We start from the raw sequence: 23,403 nt of genomic DNA on the forward strand, positions 1-23,403 counted from the left end.
CTACGTCGGCACGATCTCCCGGCCCAGGGGAACGAGCGCCACGGGCACGAGCTTGATGTTCGCGACGCCCAGTGGGATGCCGATGATCGTCAGGCACAGCAGCACACCCGTCGCGAGGTGACAGAGCGCGATCCACCAGCCAGCGAGCAGGACCCACAGTACGTTGCCGAGCAGGGAAGGCACGCTTGCGTCGCGGCGTTCGGTGATGGTGCGGCCGAACGGCCACAGCGCGTACCGGGCGATGCGGAAGGATGCGAGCCCGAACGGGATCGTCACGATGAAGATGCAGCACACGATGCCCGCGATCAGGTACCCGAGCGCCAGCCAGAGGCCCGCGAGTACGAGCCAGATCACGTTCAGCAACAGGGTCACGCCGCCAGTCTTCCGGTGTCGGCCCGCCGGTGGCCACCGGGTGTGCGGCCGGCCTCGTACGCGGAGCTCCGGCGGCGGGCCCGCCGGGGTTCGCCGGGTTGGGCGCCCGCAGGGCCGGCGAGGAGTGCGGTCAGCCGACGAGGGTGCCTTCGAGGATCGTGACGGCGGTGCCGGAGAGAACGACGTGGTCCGCCTCGAGCCGGGTGCGCACGATGCCGCCGCGCGGGGAGGCCTGTTCGCCGGTGAGCTCGCCGCGGCCGAGGTGCCCCGCCCAGTACGGTGCCAGCACGCAGTGGGCCGACCCGGTGACGGGATCCTCCGGAATGCCGATGGCCGGGGCGAACATACGGCTGACGAAGTCGACGCCGTCGGTGTCGGACGGGCCGGTGACGATCACCGAATCCGGGTGCAGGCCGGCCAGCACGTCGAAGTCCGGCTCGCAGCTGCGCACTGCGGCGGTGTCGTCGCTGACGACCAGCAGGAACCCGTCGCTGCGGCGCACCTCGGTCACGGGCACCGACGGCAACGCGCGGGAGACGTCCACGTCCGCGCGTTCGGCGGGCGGGTCGGCGGGGAAGCGCATGTCGATGCCCGTCTCCGACCGGGCGCAGCGCAGCTCGCCGGATGCCGTGGTGAACGTCTGCGAGCCGCCCAGCACGTGGGCCGTCGCCAGTGTGGCGTGGCCGCACAGCGACACCTCGGTCGTCGGCGTGAACCAGCGCAGCGGTTTCGGCTCCTGCGTGGTGACCACGAACGCCGTCTCCGCGTGCTTCATCTCCGCCGCGACGTTCTGCATCCAGCGTTCGTCGGCGGGCTCGTCGAGCAGCACGACGGCGGCGGGATTCCCACGGAAGGCGGTGTCGGTGAACGCGTCGACGACGTAGAGGCGCATGGCACCACCCTAGAACCCGCCGCACCCGGAGCCCACTGCATCCGGAGCCCACTGCGCCTGGAGACCGCCGTCTTTGGGCCCAGCCTGTCATTTCGAACTCTGACCGGGACTGATTACTGACCCCACGGGGGAGTTCGATAGCGCCCGTCGACAACGTATCTGGGGCGGCGTGATCTTGCTGGGCGTCCTGATCTGGGGTTTATGCCGGTATCGCTAGCGCCCCTGTCGAGGGAGGGTGCGCATCGCTGACCGCGAGCTGCACCTACCAGCGCGTCTACGTGCTGACGACTTGATCTTGGTTGACGTGGATGGGGGGAAAGTGCGGCCAGTCTTGGTGGGATGTGCGCAGGATATCGAGGATGGTGGCCGCTGAGGCGTGAAGAGTGCGTCGGCCTTTGCGGGTGATGGCGAGTTGGTAGGCGCGGCCGTCGGAGTCGGCGCGGTAGCGGTCCACCATTCCGCGTTCCTCGAGTTGGCTGATCAGTCGGGAGACACGGGGTTGGGAGCGGTCGATGTGCTTGCAGACCTCGGTCAGTGGGGTCTTCCCGCGCTGCGCGGCAAGGAAGTAAAGGATTTCATAACCGCTTATGCACAGCGAATGACGGGTGTTGAGCTCGGCCTCGATGGAGGCATTGAGGTCTTCGACGGGTCTGGCGAATTCTCGCCACTTCCGCAGTGCGTGAAATGCCTGGTCATGTGTGCTCATCACGTCCTCCTCGCGCCCGTGTGGCATCGGTGCGGCTATACCCAGAGTACCCGTTCTGACTTTTGTCGCCCGACCGCGGGCTGTAGTATGCGCGGGTATAGAGTTCCATAACGACGCATATTGTTTCGAGATGCCTGCACGGGCAGGTGGGGGATGTGATGACGCTCGAGAACGAGAGCCGGCAACAGACCGGCACGAGTACGGCGGCCGGCACCGCCGATACCGACCGCCAGCCGTGGAGCATCTTGGCGGTGGTGGGTGTTGCACAGATGCTGGCGATGCTCGACTCGACGGTGGTCAATGTGGCCTTGCCGTCCATCGGTACCGACCTGGGAGCGAGCTCGCAGGTGCTGCAATGGACGATCAGCGGCTATGTGCTGACCTACGGGTCGCTGTTGTTGTTCGGTGGCCGACTGGCCGACGCCGTGGGCCGGCGGCGGGTGTTCCTGTTGGGGGTCGCACTGTTCGCGGCCGCCTCGGTGGGCGCTGGACTGGCCGCGGGTGGCACTGTGCTGGTTACCTCGCGGGTGGTGCAGGGTATCGGTGCCGCCGTGTTGTCCGCGTCGGCGTTGTCGATCATCATCGCGACCTACCGCTCGGATCGGCAGCGCAACGTCGCGTTGACGGTCTGGAGCGGCCTCGGCGTCATCGGCGCCACGGTCGGGGTCATCTTCGGTGGTCTGGTAGTCGAGTACATCTCGTGGCGCTGGGTGTTTCTGGCCAATGTTCCAATCGGGGTGGTGCTGGCCCTGGCCGCATTGGGAGCAGTGGCCCCGATGCATCGTGATCCGAGCGCGCCGCGTCTGGCGTTGAGACTGCCGACTGCGGTGATGGTGACGTTCGCGCTGTGTTGTGTGTCCTATGCCTTCATTGATCTGCAGGACGGTCTCGATCGGGCGCGGCCGTGGGTAATCCTGCTGGTCGGTGCCGCGGTGCTGGCGGCAGTGGTGGGATACGAACGCCGCAGCGTGGATCCGTTGTTGCCGCTGTTCTTGCTGCGGATCAAGACCTTCGCGCTGGCCTGTGCGGGCATGGTGATGGCTGCAACCCTGCTGCTGGGGTCGCTGTACCTGGGGAGTAACTATTTTCAGGGGGCTGCTGGACTGTCCCCATTGCAGACCGGGTTCGCGCTGTTGCCGCTGTGTGCAGGTTCGCTGATCGCGGCATTCGGGATCCCGAGTGTCGCGGCGAAGGTCGGCATGCCTCGGATCTATCTGGGTGGTGTGCTGGTGCAGTTCCTGTCGATCGCTGCCCTGGCCATGCTCGTCTGGAACTCCGGCGCGGCGGCTCCGACAGGTGTGGTGATCGCGCTGTTGGGAGTGTATGGACTGGGGCTTCCCACGATGTTCGTGCCGTTGTACACCTTCGGCGCAGCCGAGATCCCCGAACAGCACAGCGGAACGGGGTCGGGACTGTTGAACACGTTCAACGAGGCTGGGGCCGGGATGGGACTGGCGATTGTGGCGCCGATCGCCGCCGCACTCGCCAGCACTCAGCTGGCTAGGGGAGCCTCTCCTGCTTCCGCGGAGGCCCACGGCATTGCTGCCGGGTTCACCGCGGCTGGCGTGTGCTCGGCCATCGCCGCTGGCATCGCCGTCGCGATCGTGCTCGCGTTCCGAACGACCGACAACGCCGCATCCTGATCCTGGGTGCCGCGACCGTCAGGTCGCTGGCATCGAAATACCGCGAAGTCGGGCGTTCCTCGCTTGTTCCAGGCGAGGAACGCCCGACTTCGTCGTTGCGCCGGGCCGGCTATCCGGCCCGGTCACTGGCCCACTTCCACAGCGGATAAATGCGCTCGGTCAGGACCCGCCCGGAGGCAGTGAGGTCGTAACGAACCCCTGGCGGGCGTCCGGCGACGACCTCCCGGTGAACCAAACCTTCCTCCTCGAGAAGTTTCAGGGTGTTGGTCAACGTCTTTGGATTCGTGCAGTCCATTTCGCGCTGGATTTCGGCAAATCTCAAAGGTCGCGGAAACAGACTGAGAAGCACGCTTGCAGCCCACTTCTTGGAAAGTGTTCTAAATAGAGTATGAACGGGGTCCCACTCGTTTCTGTCATTCATATTTCCCCCATCTTGCAATGTTGACACCTGGGCACTGTTGCGTCGAACACCGCTTGTCGTATCGGGTAGCTGCTGGCATTGATTCCTAACGAGCGGCACAGTATCACTACACATGGACATTCAAGAGGCAAGAGTTGCCTGGTCAACACTGACTAAGACGGCCATGTCTATTGCCAAGCATATATAACTACCGAGGGTAAAGGAGTCCGTGTGGGAACCGCCGAAAAGGTATATGAACTACTCAGTGGGATATCCAGAAAATCCGAATCCGCTGTCATCTACCGCGCCGTCGGCGCGACGGCACGAATCGTGATCGACAATTCCCAAGAGGTTTTGCTGGACAGGCAGGGAGTTGTCACCCAATCGGCGCATCATGGTGATACTGATCTCACAATCCACCTTTCCAGCCCCGACGTCACCGCACTCGTGGCAGGAGATCTGTCGATCACACGGATGGTGACGTCCGGGTGTTTGGTGGCGAAAGGTCCGATTTTCCAGTCGATCGGCGTGATCCGCGCGATCAGCCAGCTGCAGCACGAGGAGGAGTAAGCGATGAATCCGATCTGCCGACCCGACCTGGCCGCCCTCGAAAGGCTCGACCCCGAGCATCACAAGGCCGTGGTAGCCCTAGGCGAGTTCTCCCGCGACCGGGTAGCCCCGACCGCTCGTCGCCGCGACACCGCACCACTGGGGCAAGTCGACTGGGACATGGTCCGCGAAGCTCAGCAGCTAGGTGGACTGCGTATGGGCATCCCGGAAGACCTGGGCGGGCTCGGACTGTCCAACCTGGCGCTGGGCTACATCATGGAAGAGCTTGCCGCCGCCGATCCCGGTTTCGCCCTCATCCTTGGTGCCACCGGGTTGTTCCACATCCCGCTGCTGCTCAGCAACGACGACCGGCTGGTCGAGACCTACCTTGCGCCGTTCACTAGCGACGAACCGCTCCTCGGCTGCAACGCTGTCGCTGAAGAACTCAACGGTATGGACGTGGTGCGTCGCGAACATGCCGAGCACGCGGTGAACATGACCGCTGCCCGAGACGACGGCGATTCCTTCCTGGTCAACGGTCGGAAGAAGTACATCACCAACGCCCCGGTGGCCCGCTTCGCCACCGTGATGGTCAACGTCGAAGGCCATCCTGGCTCGACCGGGCTGACGTGCATGGTGATCGATCTCGAATGGGACGGGGTCTCTCGTGGGGAGATCGCAGACAAAGCCGGCTATCGCGCCGCTGCCGCCGGTGAGCTGGTCTTTAACGACGTGCGGGTACCCAAGACCAACGTCATCGGCGACGTGCTCGGCGGCTGGGACTTGAATGTGACCCAAGGCAACCTTTGCCGGATCACCTGCGCCTCGATCGCGACCGGTATCGCTCGCCACGCCCTCGACCATGCACTGCAGTGGGCTACCGAACGTCAGCAGACTGGCAAGCGGCTCGTAGACCACCAGATGTCGGCCCGAAAGTTCGCCGATATGGCCGCGCGCGTGGCCGCCGCCAGGTCTCTGTGGGTCGAGGCGGCCCAGAAGGCCGATCTCACTCTCCCCGTTCCGGAGCTGGAGCCGGCGATAGCCAAGCTGGTCGCCGACGAGTCCGCAGTGTTCAACGCCAACATGGCAATGTCGTTGCTGGGGGCGCAGGGTTTCCAGCGCTCCGATGACATCGAACGCATCGTGCGGGATTCGATGGGCCCACGGATCTACGAGGGATCGCCGGAGGCACTGGCCATGACGATCACCGAACGGCTCTCGGCAGGTCACCGATGAGCCAGCACGTTCTTGACGAGATCACCCGCAGCGCCGCGGGATTCTCGTTCGCCGCGTTGGACACGAAGCTGACCGGGCCACCGGCCTTCCTCTCCACCGGCACCGATGGCAGTCTCACCATCACAGCGCGGGGAGACCACATCCCGGTCCGGTACCGGCGAGCCATGCACGCATTCCGGTGCACCCAGTACTGGCGGCTCGGGTTTCTCGACCCGGACCAAGTCGACCTCGATGCCTATGCCGACGAGATCCGTGGTCACGTCCCGCACCGAGAATACCACTCCATAGTTCTCGACCGGCGAAGCGGTTTGGCCGTCGCCTACGTCTACCTGGTCCGCCCCGATGTTGGATCCGGTGATGCCTTCACACTGGAGCGCGAATACGACATCACCGTCGGCACAATCCTCGGCGACGGCCTGGTCCGTAACCGAGTGTGGGAGGCCAAACGTCAAGTCCGCCGCGTGGGCATGCCGTGGTCAGGACTCGCCCGCAACGCACCCTGGTGGGCGATGCTGGGCCTGTCCCGCGCTGTGGAGCAGCTACAGCACCGTGGTGAGCTCGACGGCTTCGTCGCCGACGGCGATCCTGCGGGCAGCCCGCGTACCTTCGAGCTGCTCGGCTTCACCGTCACCCTCTCCGAGAAAAAGCCGAACCCGGCCAATGTCGACGGCCGGTACGGCCCGATGTGGCTACAGGAGGCCACACCGGTTCCCTACGTGGTCACGATGTCCCCGGGTCAGGACGAGCACCTGCGTCAGGTCGAGGGGTTCCTGCAACGCAACCGAGACGCATCAGTGCGCTCGGAGCTGAGCCAATGGGGGTGGCCATGATCGACGTCGACGTCGCCACCGTAGACGAAGCACGAAACCTCGATCCCGGCGCGTACTACCAGCACCTCGTCTACCGCAACAAGGGGCTCGTACCCGCGCAGGTGCAACAACGCATCCACGCGGCCAAAGTTCTGGTGGCCGGGTGCGGATCCGTGGGCGGGGCTGCCGTGCAGCCCCTGGCCCGGGTGGGATTCCGCGATTTCCGCGTGGCCGACACAGGCACCTACGAACTGAACAACCTCAACCGTCAGACCGCGTTCCTCGATGACCTGGGTAAGAACAAGGCCGCTGCGGCGGCCGAGGCCATCACCCGCATCAACCCGTACACCGATGTTTCGGTGTACGACACCGGTGTCACCCGCGAGAACGCCGCAGCGCTCGTCGACGGTGTCGACGTCATCGTCGATGGCGTCGATGTCACCACGAAATCCGGCTTCGCAGCCAAGATCGCCCTGCACGAGGCCGCGCTGGCCCAGCACAAACCCCTTATCACCGGCTGGGACCTCGCAGGCGTGATGTGCGCCCAGTTCTTCGACTACCGCCAGATCCGAGCCATCTTCGACGGCGCCATCGACTCCGCCGAACTCGACTCGCTCACGGTATGGGAGGCGGTATTCCGCATCGCGCCGATGCGGCACATGCCAGCGTCAATGTTGTTCGAACTCAGCAAAAACATCGCCGACCCCGACTACAGCGTGCCCCAACTACCCGAAGCGGCCTGGCAATTCGGCTCGTTGGCTTGCCACATGGCGGTCCGCGCCATCAGTGGAAAGAAGATCCCTCGCAACGTGCCGGTGGATGTGCACTGGCAGACCAGCACCCTCGACGAACATCTGGAACAACTGGTCAAGAAACCACTGGGCTACGCCACATTGGTTCGCACCTTGGGCCCGGCCCGCAGCCTGCTCTCGCTGACCTCTGCCCGTTCCTGGGCAGGACGCCTCATTTCGAGGAGACATCCCCCACGATGACCGATCACATCACCCGTGGCCGCCGCGACACGAGACCCCTTCACTACGCGGCCCTCACCGACACCGTCCAGATGACAGTCCCCGAATCCGACATGGTCCGGCAACGATGCCGGACCATCGTCACGCGGCTAACCGGCACCGCGTTGCACGACGACCGGCTGTTGTATGCCGCCGAGCACCTCGCCACGCACCTCCCCAGCCGACTGCGCACCAAACTCTTGACCCTCCGGGACCGAGGCAATGTCGACGGAGCCCTCCTGATTAAAGGACTCCCGATCGGCGAACTCGACGACACGCCACACCACCCGAGCGAGGAACCGGCCTGGTGGGATGTGCCGGTGGCCTCATTGGTGCAGCTGTCGATCATGTCCATCCTCGGATCACCCATCAGCTACGCTGAGGAGAAAGCCGGACAGCTAATCCAAGACGTCTACCCCCAGGACGGCGCCGAGCAGAAGCAGGAAAACTCCGGTTCGGTACTGCTCGAACTGCATACCGAAGACGGATTCTTGCGAACCCCGCCTGACTACCTCTCCCTACTGTGCCTCCGGTCCGACCACGAACGCCGCGCAGCCACCGTTGCTTGCGGTATCCGCCGCGTGCTGACCGGCATCCCCGCCGAAATGCTGGCCATCCTGCGCCGGCCACGATTCCAGATCGCCTTCAGCAGCTCATTCGTCGCCGACAGTCAACCCCGCTGGACCCAGCCCTTACCGGTGCTCACCGGTCCGACGGACGATCCAAACCTGTGCGTCGACCTGCACGGAATGGTCGCGCTTGACGACCAAGCCGAGCAGGCACTGAACGTGCTGCAGGAACTCATGGAGGCTAACCTCGTCGGTGGCGTATTGGAACCCGGCGAACTATTGATCGTCGACAACAACAGCGCCGTCCACGGCCGCACCGACTTCACCCCCCACTACGATGGGCGGGACCGGTGGCTGCGTCGCTGCTTCGTCACCAACAACCTGCGCCGCGTCCGCGCCGACATCATCAACGGACGCATGCTCCGCAGCCGCGAACGCGACACTGTCCCCGGATGAGAAGAGCCCTCTCCAAAGCAATCACATGAGGTGATCTCAGCGAGGTAGTAACTGGCGCATGAGATCTGTGGCGGATGCGCTGGGATGAGGCGGAGAGCCCCTGGTAGGACTGGTCTCACCACAAGATCAAGTCCCCATAACCAGAGGCTCTCCGTGATTGCTCATCCTGCCATCCTTGATGTCTCCCGCGAGCTCGCCCGTCAGGTGGCGTGGCTGCTGCAGGCCGAACGTCGTCGTCGGGGCACTCGCGCGGGAACACGTTCGCTGACCTGCTTCTGGCAGGCTGTGCTGGGGCTACGCTGGTTTCGCGACCGCGCCGACCCGCAACGATTGGGTCGAGACCACCGGATTTCGCGGGCCACGGCCTATCGCTATCTCGATGAGGTGATCGACGTGCTCGCCGACCAGGCCCCGGACCTGCATCAGGCGTTGAAGCACGCCCACGAGCACGACATGGCCTACGTGATCCTCGACGGTACCGTCATCACGGCCGACCACGTGGGTGAGAAAACCACGAGTGTACAAGGGAAAACCATCGACTTGTGGTACTCCGGCAAAGCCGGCGAACATGGCGGCAACATCCAAGCTCTCTCGGCGCCGAACGGGTTTCCCCTGTGGGTCTCCGATGTGGAATCCGGCTCGACACACGACCTCACCGCCGCCCGCGAACATGCGCTGGGCGCGCTGTACGCCGCCGCCTCGCAGGGGCTGCCGACCCTGGCCGACGGAGGCTACGAAGGCACCGGAATCGGAGTGCACACCCCGATCAAACACCCACCCGGCAACCAGGCGCTCGATGCCGACAACCGCACCTACAACGCCCTGCTACGCAGGCTGCGCTGCCTCGGCGAACGCGGATTCGCCCTCCTCACCGGCCGCTGGCGCACCTTGCAACGGATCACCGCCAGCCCCAGCAAGATCGGCAGCATCATCCAAGCCGCACTCGCCCTCACTCACCTCGAACACCGGCCGACCTGAAACTCGCTGAGATCAATTCACATGACAGCGGGAGCCCGTGCCGGTCCTGGCACGGGCTCCCGCACGTCAGGAAGGGATTGTTCGTTTCAGCAGGTATTCACCTTCACCTGGCACGAATTCGTACCCGCTCAACCGGGACGGCTATCCAGTCGGTGAGGGGGCGCCGACGAGTTTCACTCTGTGGATCTCACCCCACTCGATCATGCGGGCCAGTTGCCCATGGACCCAGCCGTCCTTCGAGCTCGCCGCCCGGGCCGGCTCGCGCCGCGCCCCGTGAGTCATGGCCTGGTGGCGCTGTGGTCTCTAGACTGACCGGCGGAACCGTCAATGCTGACGCCCGAGGAGCACATGATGACTTCGCCCGTTGCCGCCAGTCCCGCCGTCCCCAGCTATGCGTCCGGAACGTCGGATGTGCCCCTGCTCGGTGACACGATCGGTGACAACTTCGATCGGACAGTGGCGGCCTGCGGCGATCGCGACGCTCTGGTCGACCTTCCGTCCGGGCGCCGGTGGACCTACCGCGAGTTGCAGGCCGATGTCGACGCGCTCGCGCTGGGGCTGCTCGCCAACGGGGTGTCGAAGGGTGATCGCGTCGGCATCTGGGCCCCGAACTGTCCGGAATGGACGCTGACGCAGTATGCGACCGCCAAGATCGGTGCGATTCTCGTCAACATCAATCCGTCCTACCGGGCGCACGAGCTGGAATACGTGCTGAACCAGTCGGGCGTGAGCACGCTCGTCGCGGCGGAGAGCTTCAAGACCTCCGACTATGCCGCGATGATCGACGAGGTGCGCCCGCGATGCGACACGTTGTCGAACGTCGTACTACTCGGAAGTCCGAAGTGGACGGAACTGTTCGAATCTGAAGGAGATTCCGGAAAGCTCGTCGCAGCATCGCGACAGCTGTCGGCGGACGATCCGATCAACCTCCAGTACACGTCAGGAACAACGGGATTTCCCAAGGGTGCGACGCTGTCGCATCACAACATCCTCAACAACGGATTCTCCGTCGGGCAGTTGTGCAACTACACGGAGGAGGACCGGATCTGCATTCCGGTTCCGTTCTACCACTGCTTCGGGATGGTGATGGGAAACCTGGCCGCCACGAGTCACGGTGCGTGCATGGTGATTCCGGCGCCGGGATTCGATCCGGCGTCGACGCTCCGGGCGGTGCAGGCCGAACGCTGCACGTCGCTCTACGGAGTGCCGACGATGTTCATCGCCGAGCTCGCCGAGAACGATTTCGACGACTACGATCTGTCCACATTGCGCACCGGAATCATGGCGGGTTCGCCGTGTCCGGTCGAGGTCATGAAGCAGGTCATCGACCGGATGGGCATGGCCGAGGTGTCGATCTGCTACGGCATGACCGAGACCTCGCCGGTCTCCAATCAGACGCGTGCCGACGACAGCGTCGAACGCCGAGTGTCCACTGTGGGCAGGGTCGGTCCGCACCTGGAGGTCAAGGTCGTCGATCCGGTCACGGGGCTGACCATGCCGCGCGGAGAGCCCGGTGAACTGTGCACCCGCGGCTACTCGGTGATGCTCGGCTACTGGAACCAGCCCGACAAGACCGCCGAGTCCATCGACTCCGCACGGTGGATGCACACCGGCGACCTCGCTGTGATGGACGACGACGGTTACGTCAGCATCACCGGACGCATCAAGGACATGGTCATCCGCGGTGGCGAGAACATCTACCCGCGCGAGATCGAGGAGTTCCTCTACACCCACCCCGACGTGCTCGATGCGCAGGTGATCGGCGTGCCGGACGCCAAGTACGGCGAGGAACTGATGGCGTGGCTGCGCATGCGCGAGGGTGCGGAACCGTTGACCGTCGAGACGCTGCGCGAGTTCTGCCAGGGCAAGCTGGCGCACTACAAGGTGCCGCGTTACGTCCGGGTGGTCGACGACTTCCCGATGACGGTCACCGGCAAGGTGCGCAAGGTCGAGATGCGGCAGCAGGCCGTCGACCTGCTGGGCCTGCAGGAGGTTGCCACCTCCGAGCACGCCTGAGCGGGACCCGAGTCCCGGACAGCACCCGCGCCTCGGCGTGACGGTGACGGGCCGGTGGCCGGAACCCGCAACACGAGCCCCGGAACCCGCAACACGAGCCCCGGAACCCGCAACACGGGTTCGCGGGGCGGCTACCGTGGTCCGAGTGCTGACCTGTGTGGGATTCGACCTGGACATGACGTTGATCGATCCGCGGCCCGGCATGGTCGCGGCGATGAACCGGCTCGGCGAGGACAACGATCTGCCGCTGGACGGGGAACAGTTCGCTGCTCATCTCGGCCCGCCGCTCGAGCATTCGCTGCGCGGATTCGGTGCGCCCGAGGAGCGGATTCCGGACCTGGTCACCCAGTTCCGGACGAACTACCCCGCAATCGTGATCCCGCGCACAGTGGCGTTGCCAGGGGTGAGGGAATCGCTGCAGGCCGTCCGTGAGCTGGATGCCACGACCCTGGTGGTCACGGGCAAGTTCGGGCCGAACGCCGACCTGCATGTCAAAGCGCTCGACCTGGCGGTGGACCACCTGGTCGGCGATCTGTGGTCGACGAGTAAGGCAGCGGCGCTGGTCGAGCACGGCGCCACGGTCTACGTCGGCGACCACATCGGTGACATGCACGGCGCGCGGGCGGCCGGGGCGGTCGCGGTGGGCGTGCTCAGCGGCCCGTGCTCCCGTGACGAACTGGTCGAGGCGGGCGCGGACGTGGTGCTCGGCTCGCTGATCGAGTTCCCGGAGTGGTTGCGGAACAGGTTCGCGTAACCGGCGCACGTCCCCGCCGAGCGGGTCACCGGGCGGCGGTATCCGCCGGGCTCGGCTCGTTCAGGAGCCCTTGTGTTCGCGGACGAGGGCGATCAGCCCGAGTCCGAGGCCGAGCGGGGTGATCACGCCGGCGGCGATCGACAGCCATACCGGCAGGTTCTCCATCCCTGCGGCGAACAGGACGAACACGACGAGCACGGCGAGCAGGCCGACGCTGAACAGGCCGACGCCGAGCCGCATCAGCAGAGGCTTGTCGGTGCCGGTCGACTGCTCGTTCGAGGCGCTGGTCGTCATGGGTATTCATCCTAGAGCCTGCAATGTCCTGGAACGCACCGTGTGTGGCGAGATAAGCTTGTCGGTACGCGCGTCCTGGGTACGCAAACCTGGGGCGCGTTCGTCATGCGGGACGGGCGCAGCCGCCCGCACCGCGGTCAGAGCAGTGAAGGAACGGTGAGGGAAGTGCCGACCGGCAAGGTCAAGTGGTACGACGCGGATAAGGGGTTCGGCTTCGTCACACAGGACGGCGGCGAGGACGTCTTTGTTCGGAAGGCCGCGTTGCCGCAGGGTGTGGAGTCCCTCAAGGCCGGTCAGCGGCTGGAGTTCGGGGTGGCCGACGGTCGCCGCGGTCCGCAGGCGCTGTCGATCCGGCTGCTGGACGCACCGCCGTCGGTCGCCGAGGCGCGCCGCCGTCCCGCCGAGGAACTGCACGGCATGGTCGACGACATGATCAAGCTGCTGGAGGCGACGGTGCAGCCGGAGCTGCGCCGCGGCCGGTATCCGGAGCGCAAGAAGACCAAGAAGATCGCAGAGGTCATGCGCGCCGTCGCCCGCGACTTGGACCCGTAACCGGCACGGCCGTGGACGTGAGCAGGCCCCGGTGCCCGATCGCGGCGCCGGGGCCGCACCGCGCAGCGTCCCGGCTGGTCAGGTCCCGGAGTTCTGCAGCGACCAGAGGCCGCGGGTGACGAGCTGGGGCTGGCCGTTCTCGTCGACGATGGGATTGCCCTGCGCGTCCACGCCGTAGGCGGCACCGATCTGCTGCACCTCGACGACCGCCACGGCGTCCTGCTCCGTCGGCGGCGTCACGGTGTAGGCGTGCTGTGAGAGATCGGTGAACGTCTGCTGTTCGACCGATTCCTCGCCGGTCTCGGCGTTGAGGTACTGGATGATGATCACCCACGGGGTCTCGGCGACGTCGGCCGGAACGGACACCTGCACGGGCATGCCCGGACGGACGTCGAGGTCGACGGGGGTGCCCTCGTCGCCGCAGTCGTCCACGAGTTCGTTGCAGTAGATGAGGGGTGCCGCGACGGTCGTGTCGCCGTCGGCGTAGAAGGTGACCTCCGGTTCGGGCGCCGCCGAGCAGCCCGTCACGAACAACGCCGCCCCCGCCAGCAAGGCTCCTACTGCTCGTCGCATGGGCTCAGGTTACGGCTCGCGTGCGGGTTCCGCGGCTGTGGGGCCACCGCTTCCGTGTCCGCCCGCGCGGCCGTACGGCGGGCCGGGTGCCGGTCCGCGCGGGCCGGCACCCGTCGAGCCACCCGTCGAGCCGCCCGCCGATCCGGTGTGCCCGGAGGCGGGACCTGCAGCTTGCTCACCTGCCGCCGGCCTGCCCGTCATCGACCTCAGCTTTCCGCCGAGTCGCGGCACCATCGACTTGTCGGCACGCGCGAGCCACGTCTGCGTCAGGCCCAGCGCCAGCAGCACGGACACGACCAGGAAGCCGATCCAGTACGTGGGCGGCAGGAGCAGGCCGACGGCGCCGCCGGACACCCACGCCAGCTGCAGCACCGTCTCCGAGCGGCCGAACGCCGAGGCGCGCGACTCCTCGGGCATGTCCTGCTGGATCACGGCGTCGAGGGAGTTCTTGGCCAGTGCGCTCGCGGTGGCGCCCGCGAGGCCGACGATCGCCGCGGTGGTCAGGCCCGACGCGACGGCGGCCAGCAGTGTCGACGCCAGCGCGGAGGCCACGCACACGAGGATGACCTGATCCGGCTTGCCGAAGTGCATCCGCGAGCCGATCGCGTTGCCGATGAATCCGCCCGTGCCGGCCGCGACACCGATCACACCGAGCAGGATCAGCTGCATGAACGGGCTGAAGTCGCCCGCTTCCGTCTGTTCCTTCACGGCGAACGCCGCGAACATCATCAGGAACCCGGTGAGCAGCCGGATCGACCCGTTGCCCCACAGCGCCACCGTGGTGTGGTGGCTCATGGGGGTGCGCTTCGGTTTCGCCTGCTTGCCGCCGGAATCCGCCTCGTGGTCGGTCAGCGAGGCGGGCACCTCGCCCTCGGTGACCTCGACCCACGACGGGATACGCATCGCCTGGAAGGCGCCCACACCGCAGATGACAGCCGTGTACCAGAGTGCGGCCGACGAACCGAACAGCGAGTTCAGCCCGGCCGCCACCGCGCCGAACGCACCACTGGCGGCGAGGCCGAAGACGGTCAGCCGCGCGTTGGTTTTCGACAGAGTGATCTCGGGTGGCAGCACTCTGGGAGTGACCGCCGCCTTGAGCACCATGAACGACTTCGACAGCACCATCTTGCCCAGCGCGGCCGGATAGAGGATCCAGCTGTCGAAGTTCAGCGCCATCAGCACGCACATCAACAGCTGCCCGGCGCTGGCGAGGCACATCGCGAGCCTGCGACCCCGCTGGATCCGGTCCAGCGCGGGGCCGATCACGGGCGCGACCAGTGCGAACGGCGCGATCGTGATGAGCAGGTAGAGCGCGACCTTGCCGCGGCTCTCACCGCTGCTGGCCGCGAAGAACAGCGTGTTCGCCAGTGCGACGGCCATCGCCGCGTCGCTGGCGTAGTTCAGCATCACCGCGTACGTCAGCGAGGTCAGGCCGGACTTCTCGGCGCCGTCGGCCTTCGCCGCCCGCTGGAACGCGCCGACGGCCTTGCCCGACAGTTCCCTGCCGCGGAACGCGGCCACCCGGGTGACGGTCAGTTTGCGGGGCGTCTTGTTCCCGGAGTCGAATCCGTGCTCGACCTGCTCGGGATCCGGCTGCGGCCCTCCGGGCGGTTGCCCCTGGGGGTCACCGGGCGGGCCGGGAACCCCGGTGCGGTCGCCTCCGTGGCCCGGCGCGGGTTCCGGAGGGTCAGGGGGATAGCCACCCGTGTCGTAGTAGTCGCCGAAGTCGCCGAAGTCGCTGTAGTCGCCGAAGTCACTGCGGCCGCCCGGGGCCTGCTCCCACGGCCGCGGCGGGTACGGCCGTGACCCGCGCGGCGGGGTGGGGATCGCGCCGGTCGGCGCGTTGTCGGCCGTCACCGGTGGCGGTTCGGACGATCGCCGAGGCTGCTGCTGTGGCGGTTGTGGCGGCCGCGAGGGTTGCTGCGGCTGCTGCTGGGGCTGTGGTGGCTCCTGCGGCCGTTCGCGCCGGCCTTGCGGGACGCCGCCCTGCTGCCGGGACGCCTGCCGCGTTCGGGGCGCGTCCTTCGGTGGGGTGTTCTCGGCGGGCGGCGGCTGTTGTGCACCCGGTTCGGGTGTCCACCTCCGCTTGCCCCGCTTGTTCGACCCCATGCGCTCAATCCTGCCGTACTCGTCGCCGACCCGTCCGGGTGATGTGTGACTCGGCTCGTGCTCGTTCGTGCCGGCGCGGCCGCCGACCCCGACTCAGTCCGCCGGAACGAACGTCACCCGGAACATTTTCGGCCACAGCTTGCCCGTGATCAAAAACCGGTCCGACCCGGGCTGGGCGGCGATGCCGTTGAGGACCGCGTCGGAGGAGGTGACCTCACCCTCGTCGAGCAGTCCGGAGGCATCGATGCGGGCAGTGACCCGCCCGGTTCCGGGGTCGATGCGGACGATGTCCTCGGTCTGCCACACGTTGGCGTAGACATCGCCGCCTGCGCACTCGAGTTCGTTGAGATTCTCGACCGGTCGCCCGGCCTCGGTGACGTCGACCGAACCCTGTGGCTCGAACGTCGCGGGGTCGCGGAACGTCAGCGTGTCCGATCCGTCGCTCATGACCAGCCGGTTCTCCTGGTCGCACAGGCCCCAGCCTTCGCCGTCGTAGGAGACGCGGCGGCGCTCGGCGAGCGTGTCCGGGTCCCGCTCGAGTGCCACGCCACTCGTCCACGTGAGCTGCCACACCCGGGAGCCGGTGACGGTGATGCCTTCGCCGAAGAACTCGTCGGGCAGGGACACGCTCCGCTCCGGCGGCCCACCCGCCGGACCCGCCGTCAGCGTCGATCGCCCGTAGCGCCCCGTGCCCTCGTAGAGTGTGTCGCCCGCGAACTCGAGTCCCTGGGTGAACGCCGTCTCGTCGTGCGGCAGCTCCTGCTCGACCTGCACCCGTAGCTGCTCGACCCCGTCGTCCGGCCGCGCACCGTCGGTGTGCTGGCCGGCGGTGCCGGGAGCGCACGCGGTGAGAACCGCGGCGGCCGCGACGAGTGTCGATGCGAGTTTCACGTCATCGAGCCTCGCACAGGTGCGCGCGCACCGTCCGCCCGCCGTGGGTGTGCCGGTCGTTTCGGCGGCCGCCCCATGAGGAGACGGCCGGTGCGGCACAATGGCGACCATGACGTTGTTGCTCACCCTCGACGACGGTGCGAACCGGCAGAAGCTGGTCGACGCGGTGGAGACGGCGCGTGAGGCGGCCGTCCTCGACGCGGGCGAGGAGCACGTCGGCGCACATGCCGGTGTCGAGCACGAGGATGCCGTGGCCGTGAGCCATCTCTTCGACGCGATCGTGCCCGGATATCGCGGCTGGCGCTGGTCGGTGACCGTGGCCGTGGCGGGTGGTGACACTCCCGTGACGGTCAGCGAGGTCGTGCTGCGGCCGGGGCCGGAGGCGCTCGTCGCGCCGAGCTGGGTGCCGTGGGAGCGGCGGGTGCGGCCGGGTGACCTCGGAGTGGGTGACCTCTTCCCGCCCGAATCCGGCGACGACCGCCTGGTGCCCGCCTACCTGGACGTCGACGACCCCGAGGTGACCGACACCGCCCACGAACTGGGCCTCGGCCGGGCGCGCGTGATGTCGCGCGAGGGCCGCGAGGAGTCGGCGAGGCGCTGGCGCGGCGGCGAGTTCGGCCCGCGCGCCGACATGGCGCGCAGCGCACCTGGCACGTGCGGCACCTGCGGCTTCTATCTGCAGCTCGGCGGGCCGCTGAAGGCGGCGTTCGGGGTGTGCGGCAACGAGTACGCCCCGGCCGACGGGCACGTCGTGCACGCCGAGTACGGGTGCGGCGCGCACTCGGAGGTCGAGGTCAAGACGACCCCGTCGGTGCCGGTCGCCGAGCTGGTCTACGACGACTCGCTGCTCGAGACGGAGCCCGCGACGGGTGAGCAGCCTGCCTGACGCCTTCGGTCTCGAGCGGCTGCGCGCCGCAGCCCTGCGCACGTGGCGGGATTCGCCGACCAGGCTGACCGAGGACACCAACGCCGAACGCGATCTGCGCGCAGGCGGCTATCGCGACCGGCTGCTGGTCGAGCTCGCGCAGAACGCCGCGGATGCCGCCGCGCTCGCCGGCGTGCCGGGGCAGCTGCGGGTGACGGTGGCCGACGGCGAATTGCGCGTGGCCAACACCGGCGCTCCGCTCGACGACGCAGGCGTGGCGGCGCTGGCCTCGCTGCGGGCTTCGGCCAAACCTGCGGGCACGGTCGGCCGGTTCGGGGTCGGCTTCGCCGCGGTACTCGCCGTGACGTCGGAGCCGCGCATCGTCTCGCGCACGGGAGGCGTGGCGTTCTCGGCGGAGCGCACGCGCACCGCGGCCGCCGCCGAGGACGTGCCGGTGCTGCGGTTGCCGTGGGAACCGGATGCCGGGGAACCCCCGGTGCCCGACGGTTTCGACACCGAGGTGCGCCTGCCGTTGACCGTGCCGCCCGGCGACGTGCTCGCCGCGATCACCGCCGAGGTGCCGGATCTGCTGCTGGCGCTGCCGTGGCTGGCGCGCGTGGAGGTCGACGGCCGCACCTGGTCGCGGTCGGCCTCGGGTTCCGACACCGGCGGGCTCGTCACACTGTCCGCTCCGGAGGGAGCGGCGCAGTGGCTGACACATGCCGAGCACGGGGTCGTGTGGGCAGTGCCGGTCGACGTGTCCCTGCCCCGTGACACCGAGGGCACGGTCGACGGCGGGATGCCGGTGCCGCGTGCCGAGGACGTACTGCACACGCCCACGCCGACGGACGAGCGGCTCTCGCTGCCGGCACGGCTGTTCGCGCCGGTCCCCGTCGAACCCTCGCGCAGGCGGGTACTGACCGGTGAAGCGGCCCGGCCGGTGCTCGCGGCCGCCGCCAGGGCGTACCCGGGCCTCGTGCGCCGGGTGCCGGCTCCGAACCGGCAGGTGATGGTGCCATCGGCGCAGTTCCCGATGTCCGAAGTGGACTCGGAACTTCGCGATCTCGTGATGGCGCAACTGTCCGAACAGGACTGGATTCCGGCCGCCGCGGGTGGTGACGTCGCCGGTGGCCGTGCCCGCGTGCTGCCGGTCGACGCGCCGGAACTGGTCGACCTGCTCGCCGACGTGATTCCCGGCCTCGTCGTCGCATGCGGACACGACGCAGCCCGCAGCCTCGACACGGTGGGCGCGAGTGCGATCGGCGTCGCCGAGGTCGTCGAGGCGCTCGCCGGGATCGACAGGGAACCGGCCTGGTGGCACGGGCTCTACGACGCGCTGCTGGCCGCCGTCGACCGGCGGCAGTTCGACCCGGTCGAACTCGGCGCGCTGCCGGTCCCGCTCGCCGACGGCCGCACCGTCCCGGGTCCGCGAGGCGCGCTGCTGCCGGATTCGGCCCTGCAGGAATCCGGCTTGCCGGAGGTCGCCGGCCTGGACGTCGTCGGGCTGCACCTGGTGCACCCCGGCGCAGCGCATCCGCTGCTGGAACGCCTCGGCTCGCACCGCGGCGGTCCCGCGGAGCTGCTGGAGGCGCCTGCGCTGCGCGAGGCGGTGGAGCGCAGTGCCGAGGACGCCGCGTCCGGGGTGGATGTCGGCCCGCTCGCCGATGCGGTGCTGCGGCTCGCCCGCGAAGGCGACGCGAGCGGCCTGGGCGCCCTCGCGCTGCCCGCACGGTCCGGCAGGCGCCGGGCCGACGAACTGGTGCTGCCCGGCGCGCCGGTGCTCGACGTGTTCGACCCGGAAGCCGTGGGCGAGGACGGTGCACTCGACGTGCTCGACGAGTCCGTCGCGGAATCCCACGATTCGACCGTGCTGACCGGGCTCGGGGTGCTGGATTCGTTCGCGCTGGTCGTCGACGACGACCCCACCGGCGCCGAGCACGACCTGCCGGACGAGTCCGCGTGGTGGGAGGCGGCGGCACCGTCGCGGGTGTATGCGGTGCGTGATCTCGACCTCGTCGCCGACGACGCGTGGCCCGCGGCGGTCCGGCTGCTGGCGCAGCGGCCGGAGACGTGGCGCGCGCTGACCGAACCCGGCGGCCACACGGCGTGGTGGCTGGCACGGTTCGCACTGTTCGGCGGGCACGCTCCGATGGACTGGCGCATGCCCGGTGCCAGCGGTCTCGCCGGACTGTTCGACCCGGTACCGGATGTCGGACTGGCGCCGGAGCAGCTCGTCGCCGCGGGTGTCCGCAGCGCGTTGCCGGATTCGTCCACTATGGACTCCGAGGAGGCCGCAGACCTGTGCGACCGGCTGGCCGACCAGGACCGGGAGGTGTCGCTCGGTCTGACGCTGCGGGTCCATCGACTGCTGGGCGAGCATCGACGGTCGGCAACGGGGCCGGTCCACCTCGACCCGCCGGACCGGGTGCGCACACTCGACGGCGCTGTCGCCGACGCCGACGATGTCGCCGTGCTGGACCGGCCGTGGCTGCTCGGCGCGGCTCCGCCCGCCCGGTTCGTGGCCTGCGCGGGTGGAGACGACGCCCGCGCAGGCAGCGGCGATCCCGACGGCACGGCCGCATCGCTACTGGCCGAGGCGTTCGACCTGCCACTGGCCACCGCCGTGCTCGACGTCGACGTGAGCAGTGAGGGCGAGTTCGCACCGTGGACGGAGTTGCCCGCGGTCGCCGAGGTGGCGGAGTTGCTGGGTGCGGCACTGCCGGAAGGAGGCGTCGTCGTGCACGAGCGCCTCACGGTCGCCGGTGCCGACACCGGCGAGGCCGCCGTGGTCGTGTCGTGGTGGTGCAGTGGAAGCGCCGGGATCGGCGACACCGGATCCGTCGGCGGGGTGCTGCACGCGGCGGACACGTCCGACGGGCTGGCACGGGCCTTCGCCTGGGCGGCGGGACTGTGGCCGCGGCGATGGGAGATCGCCGCGCTGCTCGATGATCCGGACCCGCGCACCCTGCTCGCGTGATCGCGTCCTCGGCTGAATGCGTTGTCCTCGGCTGAATGCGTTCCGGGCCGTCGGTGTCCGCGGCGGCAGGCGAGAGGGCGGGCCCCGAACGAGGGGGAGGTGTGCGGGACCCGCCACCGTTCAGAGTACGGAGTGTTCGGCGGTTCTGTCCCGTGGTCTGGATCATGTGTTGCCGACTCGTGTTCTCTTCCGACGATCGGCGGGTCCGTCCGCGGTGGAGTCGGCTGCACCACGTGACCGGGCCGGTACTCGCTGCACTCGCGACGGCTCGGTCCGGCCGGGACCGTGCCAGGGCGTCAGAGGGCGTCAGAGGTCGCGCTGGGCGCCGCGGGAGCCCTGACGGGACGCGGTCGTCTGCCATGTAATGATGCCGAAACCGATGCACCCGAGCCCTCCGCCGGCCAGAGCTGTCCAGATCGCGGTGCTGTCGGCGCCGGTTGCGAGCAGGATGATCAGGGCGACGAACCATGCCGTCGTGCCAGCGGCGACCGGTGCCTGCAGTCCGACGACGGGTTTGGGTAGTGCAGGAACCGGGCGAAACGGTCTTGCAATTCGTCGGATCTTGCCGGGTATGTCCACGTGGGACAGGCTACCGCTGGCGTCGTCGAAGCGAGGTGGGAGACAAGTGGTTCAGGAGCACACCGAGCAGGGTCCGGATAGTCCGCGGGGCGGGCTCGACCGGTTCTTCAAGCTCAGCGCGCGGGGCTCGTCGGTCGGCCGCGAGGTGCGTGGCGGCCTCGTGACGTTCGTCGCGATGGCCTACATCATCGTGCTGAACCCGCTGATCCTCGGCAGCTTCTCGCCGGACGATCCGGCGGCGAAGACCGACGCGACGGGCGCCATCCTGGGCGTGCCGCAGGTCGCGGCGGTCACGGCGCTGGTGGCGGGCGTGATGACGATCGTGATGGGCCTGGTCGCGAACTTCCCGTTCGCACTCGCCGCGGGCCTGGGCATCAACGCCCTCGTCGCCTACACGATCGCGCCGCAGATGAGCTGGGGCGCCGCGATGGGTCTGGTGCTGGTCAACGGCATCGTCGTGCTGATCCTCGTGCTCACGGGCGTGCGCACGATCATCTTCAATGCGGTGCCGCCCGCGCTGAAAGCGGCGATCGCCGTCGGCATCGGACTGTTCATCTCCCTGATCGGCCTGGTCGACGCCGGATTCGTCACCCAGGGCGACGGCACGCCGGTGCAGCTCGGCATCGCCGGTTCGATCGCGACGTGGCCGACCGCGGTGTTCGTCGTGACGCTGCTGGTCATGGCCGTCCTCGTGGCGCGAGGAGTCAAGGGCGGCATCCTCATCGGTGTCGTGGCCGGCACGGTGCTGGCACTGGTGGTCGAGGCGATCGTCGGTGCCGGTCCGTCGGGCCCGGACAATCCGGCGGGCTGGGCGTACGGTTACCCGGCGGCGCCCGACAGCGTGTTCGGTGTTCCCGACCTGTCGTTGCTGGGCAGCGTCAACTTCGACGCGTGGGTGCAGATCCCGGCCATCTCGGCGGCGCTGCTGGTGTTCAGCCTCGTGCTGACGGACTTCTTCGACACCATCGGCACGATGACCGGCCTCGGCAAGCAGGCGGGGCTGGAGAAGAACGGCACGCTGCCGAACACGAGCAGGGCCCTGTTCGTGGACTCGCTCGGCGCGATCGCCGGTGGCGCCGGTTCGGCCAGCTCGAACACGGTGTACGTCGAGTCGGCTGCCGGTATCGCGGAGGGTGCGCGCACCGGCCTGGCGAACCTCGTCACGGGCGGACTGTTCCTGGTCGCGATGTTCTTCACCCCGCTCTACGAGATCGTCCCGATCGAAGCGGCGGCGCCCGCGCTGGTCATCGTGGGTGCGCTGATGATCCGGCAGGTCGCCGACATCGACTTCTCCGACCTGGCGGTCGCGCTGCCCGCGTTCCTGACGATCGTGGTCATGCCGTTCACGTACTCGATCACCAACGGCATCGGTGCGGGCTTCGTCAGCTACGCCGTGCTGCAGGCCGCCACGGGCAGGGCCCGGAACGTGCACCCGCTGATGTGGGTCGTGGCCGCCGCGTTCGTCGTCTACTTCGGGATCGGCCCGCTCCGGTCGTTGCTGGCCTGATCAATCATCGCTGGGGTGGTCCGGTGCCGGAGCGGTCCGGTGCTGTGGGTGTCACCGGTTCGGGTGTCGGCCACAGCACCATCTGTGCAGGTCTGCGAGGTCGTAAGCTAAACTAACCAAGTGTCCGAGGCTGCAGACGGTCTGTCCGCCCCCGTTCCATCGGAACCCGGCGGCCGGTCCGAGAACCCATCGCTGGCGAGTCGGCTGCGGCTCGCGGTGGTACGGCTCAACCGCAGGCTCCGGGCGCAGCGGACCGACACCGACCTGTCGTTGACCCAGGTGGCCGCGCTGTCGACGCTCCACAAGCACGGCGCGATGACACCGGGGCGGCTCGCCGCGCACGAGGGCGTTCAACCGCCGTCGATGACGCGGGTGATCGCCGCGCTCGAACTGGTCGGCTATGTCGAACGGGCTCCGCATCCGACCGATGGCAGGCAGGCCATCGTGGCGATCACGGAGTCGGGGAGGACCTACGTCCACGAGAGCATCTCGGCTCGTGAGGCGTGGCTGGACGAACGGTTGCAGGAACTGAGCGGCGAGGAGCGCGAGGTGCTCTCCAGAGCCGCCTCGATCATCGAACGCATGGCGGGTCACAGCTGAGGAGGCGTGCGACCCGCCTGCCAGGAGGCGACAACCCGGCGTGACACTCACGGATAGCGACACCCA

23 protein-coding genes are annotated in these 23,403 nt (G+C 68.0%); 14 read left to right on the forward strand and 9 right to left on the reverse strand.

Going from position 1 to position 23,403, the window contains the following annotated elements:
- The 3 genes from LY41_RS07440 to LY41_RS07450 all read right to left on the reverse strand — a co-directional run bounded on the left by LY41_RS07440 (position 1) and on the right by LY41_RS07450 (position 1,970).
- Positions 1-372, reverse strand: coding sequence for a YccF domain-containing protein (locus tag LY41_RS07440; protein WP_253863131.1), 372 nt, complete (start codon positions 370-372; stop codon positions 1-3).
- Between the two features lie 130 nt (positions 373-502).
- Positions 503-1,264, reverse strand: coding sequence for a PhzF family phenazine biosynthesis protein (locus tag LY41_RS07445; RefSeq protein WP_253863132.1), 762 nt, complete (start codon positions 1,262-1,264; stop codon positions 503-505).
- Between the two features lie 274 nt (positions 1,265-1,538).
- Positions 1,539-1,970 (reverse strand): MarR family winged helix-turn-helix transcriptional regulator, encoded by a 432-nt coding sequence (locus LY41_RS07450; RefSeq protein ID WP_253863133.1) that lies wholly within the window; start codon positions 1,968-1,970, stop codon positions 1,539-1,541.
- A gap of 158 nt (positions 1,971-2,128) precedes the next feature.
- On the opposite strand from LY41_RS07450, the gene LY41_RS07455 reads away from it, so the two are divergent.
- Positions 2,129-3,613, forward strand: coding sequence for an MFS transporter (locus tag LY41_RS07455; RefSeq protein WP_253863134.1), 1,485 nt, complete (start codon positions 2,129-2,131; stop codon positions 3,611-3,613).
- 109 nt (positions 3,614-3,722) lie between these two features.
- Here the strand turns inward: LY41_RS07455 and LY41_RS07460 are convergent, their stop codons facing one another.
- Positions 3,723-4,061: a winged helix-turn-helix transcriptional regulator gene (locus LY41_RS07460; RefSeq protein WP_253863135.1), complete on the reverse strand. Its 339-nt coding sequence runs from the start codon at positions 4,059-4,061 to the stop codon at positions 3,723-3,725.
- Between the two features lie 183 nt (positions 4,062-4,244).
- Between LY41_RS07460 and LY41_RS07465 the strand changes: the two genes are divergently transcribed.
- The 8 genes from LY41_RS07465 to LY41_RS07500 all read left to right on the forward strand — a co-directional run bounded on the left by LY41_RS07465 (position 4,245) and on the right by LY41_RS07500 (position 12,390).
- Positions 4,245-4,583: an SCP2 sterol-binding domain-containing protein gene (locus tag LY41_RS07465; protein WP_253863136.1), complete on the forward strand. Its 339-nt coding sequence runs from the start codon at positions 4,245-4,247 to the stop codon at positions 4,581-4,583.
- Between the two features lie 3 nt (positions 4,584-4,586).
- Positions 4,587-5,798, forward strand: coding sequence for an acyl-CoA dehydrogenase family protein (locus tag LY41_RS07470; RefSeq protein ID WP_253863137.1), 1,212 nt, complete (start codon positions 4,587-4,589; stop codon positions 5,796-5,798).
- The gene (locus LY41_RS07475; protein WP_253863138.1) at positions 5,795-6,628 is read left to right on the forward strand and encodes a hypothetical protein; all 834 of its coding nucleotides are present in this window, start codon (positions 5,795-5,797) and stop codon (positions 6,626-6,628) included. Before LY41_RS07470 ends, LY41_RS07475 begins: the two co-directional genes overlap by 4 nt.
- On the forward strand, positions 6,625-7,599 hold the full coding sequence (locus tag LY41_RS07480; RefSeq protein ID WP_253863139.1) for a ThiF family adenylyltransferase: 975 nt from the start codon (positions 6,625-6,627) through the stop codon (positions 7,597-7,599). The genes LY41_RS07475 and LY41_RS07480 overlap by 4 nt, the downstream gene beginning before the upstream one ends.
- On the forward strand, positions 7,596-8,642 hold the full coding sequence (locus LY41_RS07485; protein ID WP_253863140.1) for a TauD/TfdA family dioxygenase: 1,047 nt from the start codon (positions 7,596-7,598) through the stop codon (positions 8,640-8,642). The genes LY41_RS07480 and LY41_RS07485 overlap by 4 nt, the downstream gene beginning before the upstream one ends.
- Before the next feature lie 153 nt (positions 8,643-8,795).
- A complete protein-coding gene (locus LY41_RS07490; RefSeq protein ID WP_253863141.1) occupies positions 8,796-9,620 on the forward strand; it encodes a transposase family protein in 825 nt (274 codons plus the stop codon).
- A 351-nt stretch (positions 9,621-9,971) separates the two neighbouring features.
- Positions 9,972-11,636 (forward strand): AMP-binding protein, encoded by a 1,665-nt coding sequence (locus LY41_RS07495; RefSeq protein WP_253863142.1) that lies wholly within the window; start codon positions 9,972-9,974, stop codon positions 11,634-11,636.
- Between the two features lie 145 nt (positions 11,637-11,781).
- Positions 11,782-12,390 carry an HAD family hydrolase gene (locus LY41_RS07500; protein WP_253863143.1) on the forward strand — a complete coding sequence of 203 codons (609 nt, stop codon included), beginning with the start codon at positions 11,782-11,784 and terminating at the stop codon, positions 12,388-12,390.
- A gap of 60 nt (positions 12,391-12,450) precedes the next feature.
- On the opposite strand, the gene LY41_RS07505 is transcribed toward LY41_RS07500, so the two are convergent.
- Positions 12,451-12,684, reverse strand: a complete 234-nt coding sequence (locus LY41_RS07505) for a hypothetical protein (RefSeq protein ID WP_253863144.1) — start codon at positions 12,682-12,684, stop codon at positions 12,451-12,453.
- 165 nt (positions 12,685-12,849) lie between these two features.
- Here LY41_RS07505 and LY41_RS07510 point away from each other — a divergent pair, with 165 nt between their 5' ends.
- Complete coding sequence (locus LY41_RS07510) at positions 12,850-13,236, forward strand: cold-shock protein (protein ID WP_253864031.1); 387 nt, start codon at positions 12,850-12,852, stop codon at positions 13,234-13,236.
- 78 nt (positions 13,237-13,314) lie between these two features.
- Here the strand turns inward: LY41_RS07510 and LY41_RS07515 are convergent, their stop codons facing one another.
- The 3 genes from LY41_RS07515 to LY41_RS07525 form a co-directional block, all read right to left on the reverse strand.
- The gene (locus tag LY41_RS07515) at positions 13,315-13,809 is read right to left on the reverse strand and encodes a DUF2771 family protein (RefSeq protein WP_253863145.1); all 495 of its coding nucleotides are present in this window, start codon (positions 13,807-13,809) and stop codon (positions 13,315-13,317) included.
- 9 nt (positions 13,810-13,818) lie between these two features.
- Positions 13,819-15,918, reverse strand: a complete 2,100-nt coding sequence (locus LY41_RS07520) for an MFS transporter (RefSeq protein ID WP_253863146.1) — start codon at positions 15,916-15,918, stop codon at positions 13,819-13,821.
- A gap of 93 nt (positions 15,919-16,011) precedes the next feature.
- A complete protein-coding gene (locus LY41_RS07525; protein WP_253863147.1) occupies positions 16,012-16,809 on the reverse strand; it encodes a glutaminyl-peptide cyclotransferase in 798 nt (265 codons plus the stop codon).
- Positions 16,810-16,918: 109 nt separating this feature from the next.
- Between LY41_RS07525 and LY41_RS07530 the strand changes: the two genes are divergently transcribed.
- Positions 16,919-17,695 carry a DUF3027 domain-containing protein gene (locus LY41_RS07530; protein WP_253863148.1) on the forward strand — a complete coding sequence of 259 codons (777 nt, stop codon included), beginning with the start codon at positions 16,919-16,921 and terminating at the stop codon, positions 17,693-17,695.
- Complete coding sequence (locus tag LY41_RS07535; protein WP_253863149.1) at positions 17,679-20,651, forward strand: sacsin N-terminal ATP-binding-like domain-containing protein; 2,973 nt, start codon at positions 17,679-17,681, stop codon at positions 20,649-20,651. The genes LY41_RS07530 and LY41_RS07535 overlap by 17 nt, the downstream gene beginning before the upstream one ends.
- 306 nt (positions 20,652-20,957) lie before the next feature.
- Here the strand turns inward: LY41_RS07535 and LY41_RS07540 are convergent, their stop codons facing one another.
- Positions 20,958-21,230 carry a DUF2530 domain-containing protein gene (locus tag LY41_RS07540; RefSeq protein WP_253863150.1) on the reverse strand — a complete coding sequence of 91 codons (273 nt, stop codon included), beginning with the start codon at positions 21,228-21,230 and terminating at the stop codon, positions 20,958-20,960.
- 46 nt (positions 21,231-21,276) lie between these two features.
- On the opposite strand from LY41_RS07540, the gene LY41_RS07545 reads away from it, so the two are divergent.
- Both LY41_RS07545 and LY41_RS07550 read left to right on the forward strand, forming a co-directional pair.
- The gene (locus LY41_RS07545; protein ID WP_253863151.1) at positions 21,277-22,737 is read left to right on the forward strand and encodes an NCS2 family permease; all 1,461 of its coding nucleotides are present in this window, start codon (positions 21,277-21,279) and stop codon (positions 22,735-22,737) included.
- A gap of 141 nt (positions 22,738-22,878) precedes the next feature.
- Positions 22,879-23,337, forward strand: a complete 459-nt coding sequence (locus LY41_RS07550; RefSeq protein WP_253864032.1) for a MarR family winged helix-turn-helix transcriptional regulator — start codon at positions 22,879-22,881, stop codon at positions 23,335-23,337.
- Positions 23,338-23,403 lie beyond the last annotated feature (66 nt).

The organism is Prauserella halophila (assembly GCF_024171895.1).
In the GTDB taxonomy this organism is placed as follows: domain Bacteria; phylum Actinomycetota; class Actinomycetes; order Mycobacteriales; family Pseudonocardiaceae; genus Prauserella; species Prauserella halophila.

What these genes read in the sequence shown, in the direction of transcription:
- LY41_RS07480 (WP_253863139.1), top strand. Translation starts at nt 6,625, where the DNA reads ATGATCGACGTCGACGTCGCCACCGTAGACGAAGCACGAAACCTCGAT.
- LY41_RS07505 (WP_253863144.1), bottom strand. Translation starts at nt 12,684, where the DNA reads ATGACGACCAGCGCCTCGAACGAGCAGTCGACCGGCACCGACAAGCCT.
- LY41_RS07475 (WP_253863138.1), top strand. Translation starts at nt 5,795, where the DNA reads ATGAGCCAGCACGTTCTTGACGAGATCACCCGCAGCGCCGCGGGATTC.
- LY41_RS07445 (WP_253863132.1), bottom strand. Translation starts at nt 1,264, where the DNA reads ATGCGCCTCTACGTCGTCGACGCGTTCACCGACACCGCCTTCCGTGGG.
- LY41_RS07520 (WP_253863146.1), bottom strand. Translation starts at nt 15,918, where the DNA reads ATGGGGTCGAACAAGCGGGGCAAGCGGAGGTGGACACCCGAACCGGGT.
- LY41_RS07530 (WP_253863148.1), top strand. Translation starts at nt 16,919, where the DNA reads ATGACGTTGTTGCTCACCCTCGACGACGGTGCGAACCGGCAGAAGCTG.
- LY41_RS07485 (WP_253863140.1), top strand. Translation starts at nt 7,596, where the DNA reads ATGACCGATCACATCACCCGTGGCCGCCGCGACACGAGACCCCTTCAC.
- LY41_RS07455 (WP_253863134.1), top strand. Translation starts at nt 2,129, where the DNA reads ATGACGCTCGAGAACGAGAGCCGGCAACAGACCGGCACGAGTACGGCG.
- LY41_RS07450 (WP_253863133.1), bottom strand. Translation starts at nt 1,970, where the DNA reads ATGAGCACACATGACCAGGCATTTCACGCACTGCGGAAGTGGCGAGAA.
- LY41_RS07515 (WP_253863145.1), bottom strand. Translation starts at nt 13,809, where the DNA reads ATGCGACGAGCAGTAGGAGCCTTGCTGGCGGGGGCGGCGTTGTTCGTG.
- LY41_RS07495 (WP_253863142.1), top strand. Translation starts at nt 9,972, where the DNA reads ATGACTTCGCCCGTTGCCGCCAGTCCCGCCGTCCCCAGCTATGCGTCC.
- LY41_RS07470 (WP_253863137.1), top strand. Translation starts at nt 4,587, where the DNA reads ATGAATCCGATCTGCCGACCCGACCTGGCCGCCCTCGAAAGGCTCGAC.